Annotated in this window: 4 protein-coding genes; 3 read left to right on the plus strand and 1 reads right to left on the minus strand. The window is 58.8% G+C overall.

All coding sequences use genetic code 11. The features are described from left to right. Window positions 1–374: 374 nt before the first annotated feature. Both ACZYOF_RS42685 and ACZYOF_RS42690 read left to right on the plus strand, forming a co-directional pair. A complete protein-coding gene (locus ACZYOF_RS42685) occupies window positions 375–1,013 on the plus strand; it encodes an HD domain-containing protein (protein WP_463719486.1) in 639 nt (212 codons plus the stop codon). 163 nt (window positions 1,014–1,176) lie between these two features. Further along, window positions 1,177–1,881, plus strand: a complete 705-nt coding sequence (locus tag ACZYOF_RS42690) for a glutathione S-transferase family protein (RefSeq protein WP_130583513.1) — start codon at window positions 1,177–1,179, stop codon at window positions 1,879–1,881. Window positions 1,882–2,010: 129 nt separating this feature from the next. Here ACZYOF_RS42690 and ACZYOF_RS42695 read toward each other — a convergent pair whose 3' ends face one another. Next, window positions 2,011–3,204 (minus strand): serine hydrolase domain-containing protein, encoded by a 1,194-nt coding sequence (locus ACZYOF_RS42695; protein WP_463719487.1) that lies wholly within the window; start codon window positions 3,202–3,204, stop codon window positions 2,011–2,013. A 305-nt stretch (window positions 3,205–3,509) separates the two neighbouring features. Between ACZYOF_RS42695 and ACZYOF_RS42700 the strand changes: the two genes are divergently transcribed. Continuing rightward, window positions 3,510–3,830 (plus strand): hypothetical protein, encoded by a 321-nt coding sequence (locus tag ACZYOF_RS42700; RefSeq protein ID WP_463719488.1) that lies wholly within the window; start codon window positions 3,510–3,512, stop codon window positions 3,828–3,830. The last annotated feature ends 121 nt before the right edge of the window (window positions 3,831–3,951 follow it).

The raw sequence follows: 3,951 nt of genomic DNA on the forward strand, positions 1-3,951 counted from the left end.
TCTCGACCTTTGGGCGTCAAACGCGCATTCTTGTGGCTGTTCATCTGGTCTCTCCGGGGAACACTGAAGCTTCGCAACCTCAGCTTCCTCGGTTCGGACCAGATGGACAACCTCCTGAAAGACCACAACTAGATCGCGCCAGTAGGGCAACCGTGGGCCGGAGGCGAGCCGCCCGTTCTCGATGCTCTCTCGGATCGCGCAATAGATCTGGGCAGCCAGTGGTGTCCTTCTGGCACGATCAAGTTGGATGGGGAGGACGGCCACCGCGCGATGGTACAGTCAAAATTGGCAATCTTGGTACTGTTTTATGATCCGTGCGGACCGATCTATTTCCTGTAACCTGCGGCACAGATACGGAAGACGGGAGTTCGACAATGGCCGACGTTATTTCTGGCGTTAAGATCCCCGATAGCAAGATCGCACGGGAGGCCGCCGAACTCGTGCGGCAACATGAAACCGAGTTGTTGTTCAACCACTCGGTTCGCGTGTTTGTGTTCGGTGCGATGAAGGGAATCCGTCAGAACCTAAAATTCGATTCTGAACTGCTTTATGTCGCAGCGCTGTTTCACGATCTGGGTCTTGTCCACCCTTACCATACCGATACGAAGCGGTTTGAAGTCGACGGCGCCGATGCAGCCCGCGAATTCCTCAAGAGCCGTGGCATCCCGGATCCGAAAGCGGATCTGGTGTGGGAAGCAATCGCCCTACATACCACGCCAGGCATTCCCCAATACATGCGGCCAGAAATAGCTCTCACGAATGCAGGTGTTCTAGTGGACGTCGTCGGCATTGGATATGACGACTATACGCGAGAGCAGCGCGACCAGGTCATTGCCGCGTTTCCTCGTGGTGATTTCAAGAATGAGTTCATCCAGGTTCAGACGTGCTCCGCCTTGAAGAAGCCCCAGACCACGTTCGGCACAGTCAATGTCGATTATATCGAAGATCACGATCCCACATTTCGTAGGCCAAACGCGTGCGTTCGGATACGCAATACTCCGTGGCTAAGCTGAACCGTCATGCCATGAATTCGGACGATCAATAGTTGCGTATCCATACAGCCGTAGCTGCCACGAAGGTGTACCGCTTTGGCAAACACACGTAGCCACAGACGTTCACCCGCCGTGATGTTTACCCCTCTAAAAGCGTAATCGAGCCGTAAGAGCGAGTTGAGAGATGCCAAAATTTGCTGATTTCCCGATCATACAGCGCTGGCCTGCGAAATACCCAGATCGCTTGCAACTCTACTCACTGCCGACACCCAACGGCGTAAAGGTCTCGATTATGCTGGAGGAGATCGGGCTACCTTACGAGGTGCATCTGGTCGACTTCAACAAGGACGACCAGCACACGCCCGAATTTCTTTCGCTCAACCCCAACGGCAAGATTCCCGCGATTCTCGATCCGAACGGCCCGGAGGGTCAGCCACTGCCCTTGTTCGAATCCGGTGCCATCCTGCAATATCTCGCGGAGAAGACGGGCAAGCTTTTGCCGGCCAACGCGGCTCGCCGATACAAGACTATCCAGTGGGTGCATTTCCAGATGGGTGGGATCGGACCGATGTTTGGCCAGCTCGGCTTCTTCAACAAATTCGCAGGCCGTGAATACGAGGACAAGCGCCCACTTCAGCGGTACGTCAATGAGTCAAAACGCCTGCTGGGCGTCATGGAAACGCATCTCGCCGCGCGGGAGTGGATCATGGACGATGAATATACCATCGCCGACATTTCGATGCTTGGCTGGGTGCGCAACCTGATCGGGTTCTATGAGGCGCGCGAACTCGTTGACTTCGACAGTCTTCAAGAAGTGCCCGCTTGGCTCGAACGGGGACTAGCACGGCCCGCAGTGCAGCGTGGATTGAGTATCCCGCAAAGGCCGTGAGACGGCAGCCGGTCTTCTTGCCCCGCCAGACGCGTGGTTCGCTTTAAGGCACATGTGGCGAGCGGGCGGGAAATCATGCTTTTCGCCTTCGCGCTTGGCGAAGGCGAAAAGCTAATCCGCCCTACGCCATCACGCCGCCTTCTGGCCGCTGCCGGCATCGAGGCCGGCATAGATGCCGCGCTCGAAGCCCGCAAAAGCCTCCAGGCATTTGCCGTCGCCGAACGGCAAGAGTTGCATCAGGATCACGCCGGCGACGTCCCGCGTCGGATCGATCCAGTAATAGGTGTTGGCCAGGCCCGCCCAGGCGAGGCTGCCGGCGCTGCGTCCTTCCGCCGTTTTCGCGGTGTTGATGAGGAAGCTCAGGCCCCACTTCTTGTCCATGTCCGGATAGAGATCGACGTCGTTGGACAGAGTGAGATCGGCCGAGACCATCTTGGTGACGTTGAGATCGCCCATGTGGTTCTGGCCCATCAGCGCCACGGTTTCGGGCTTCAGCACCTGGTTGCCGTTGCCGCGGCCCTTGTTGAGGATCATCCGCGTGAACTTGATGTAGTCGCCCGCGGTCGAGTAGAGGCCGCCGCCGCCCATGTGGAATTCCGGCTCCTGCTCGAGCTCGAACGGGATCGGCGCGAGCGATCCGTCGGGGGCTCTCGCATGCATGCCGACCAGGCGCTGGCGCATGGCATCGCTGATCTTGAATCCGGTGTCGTTCATGCCGAGCGGCGCGAACAGGTGATCGCGCAAGTAAGCGTCGAGCCGCTTGCCGCTCGCAGCTTCAACGGCCTTGCCGATGAAATCGATATTGATGCCGTACTCCCAGCGCGTGCCGGGATCGGACACCAGCGGCACTTTCAGCGCGTCGTTCTTGCAGGTGGTGATGGTCGGCATCTCGGTTTTCGCGACATACTTCCCCATGTCACCGTTCCACATGTGGTAGCAGAAGCCCGCGGTGTGCGTCATCAGATGGCGCAGCGTGATCGGCGTCCTGGCCGGCCGCAGCTTGGGCTCGCCATCGGCGCCGAAGCCTTCCAGCACTTGCGGTGAAGCGAGATCAGGCAGCACCTTGCCGATCGGCTCGTCCAGCGAGAGCTTGCCCTGCTCGACCAATTGCATCGCGCCCGCGCCCGTCACCGCCTTGGTCATCGAGGCGATCCAGAACACGCTGTCCGTCGTCATCGCATCGTCTTTGCCGAGGTCGCGCTTGCCGAACGCGTTCTCGTAGATGATCTCGTTGCCGGTCGCGGCAATCGCGACCACGCCGGGGATTTCCTTCGCGTCGCATTTCTGACGGAGAAGCTGATCGATCTGAGCTTTGCTCTGCATGGGGGCGCCTCCTGATTGTTGTTGTGAAGACGATGATCTTCCTCCCGCGCGCCGCGTCCCGCAAGCGGCCTCCCCAGGGGATGCGGCTAAGGGCAACACCGCGACGGTGGCATGTCACACAGATTTAACCGTGAACGGCTGCCGATCCCGCCGCTTGTGGGAGCCATCCACGATAACGTGATTTGGTATTGCTTCCCGTCGATGATTTCGTGATCTAACGCATTCTAATCCCAAGGCAAACCATGCTTCTGGACTGAATGTTTTGAAGCAAATGGTTGCTTTTGAATTGGCTTAAGGATGTGGCGATGATCTCGACGTGGAGTGAGTGGAAACGATATCCCCGGCCCGGCCGTGGCGAGAACATCGAAGCCCCCATCAGCCCCGGTCTTTACGAGGTCCGCTACGCCGGCACAGGCGCGCTGCATTCGTTCGAGGCGGTCGACAATGTCGCACAGGCGCTGGCGCTGCTGCAGGTCGCGCCCAGGTCGTGGTTCGGTCGCCGTGACCCGGCCAAGTTGCCGGATCTCGAATACCGCACCTGCGCGACGTCGTCGAAGGCCGATGCCAAGGCGGCGGCGGAGCGCATGATCGGGCGTCGCGAAACCTATCTGCACGGCGCGGCCTAGCATTACAGTTGTTTTTTTAGTGGGTTTCTGAATCCATGGGCAACCATGATTCGAAGATCGTGGACGCAGGCAGCGTCGATTGAGGAGACGCTTGCGTTGTGGGCGGCGTCGCTTCGGGAGA

The sequence above is a fragment of the Bradyrhizobium sp. LeoA1Lang genome, assembly GCF_055413685.1.

Bases quoted from the DNA above. Each gene is read 5' to 3' on its own strand.
- ACZYOF_RS42700 (WP_463719488.1), top strand. From the start codon at position 3,510: ATGATCTCGACGTGGAGTGAGTGGAAACGATATCCCCGGCCCGGCCGT.
- ACZYOF_RS42695 (WP_463719487.1), bottom strand. From the start codon at position 3,204: ATGCAGAGCAAAGCTCAGATCGATCAGCTTCTCCGTCAGAAATGCGAC.
- ACZYOF_RS42685 (WP_463719486.1), top strand. From the start codon at position 375: ATGGCCGACGTTATTTCTGGCGTTAAGATCCCCGATAGCAAGATCGCA.
- ACZYOF_RS42690 (WP_130583513.1), top strand. From the start codon at position 1,177: ATGCCAAAATTTGCTGATTTCCCGATCATACAGCGCTGGCCTGCGAAA.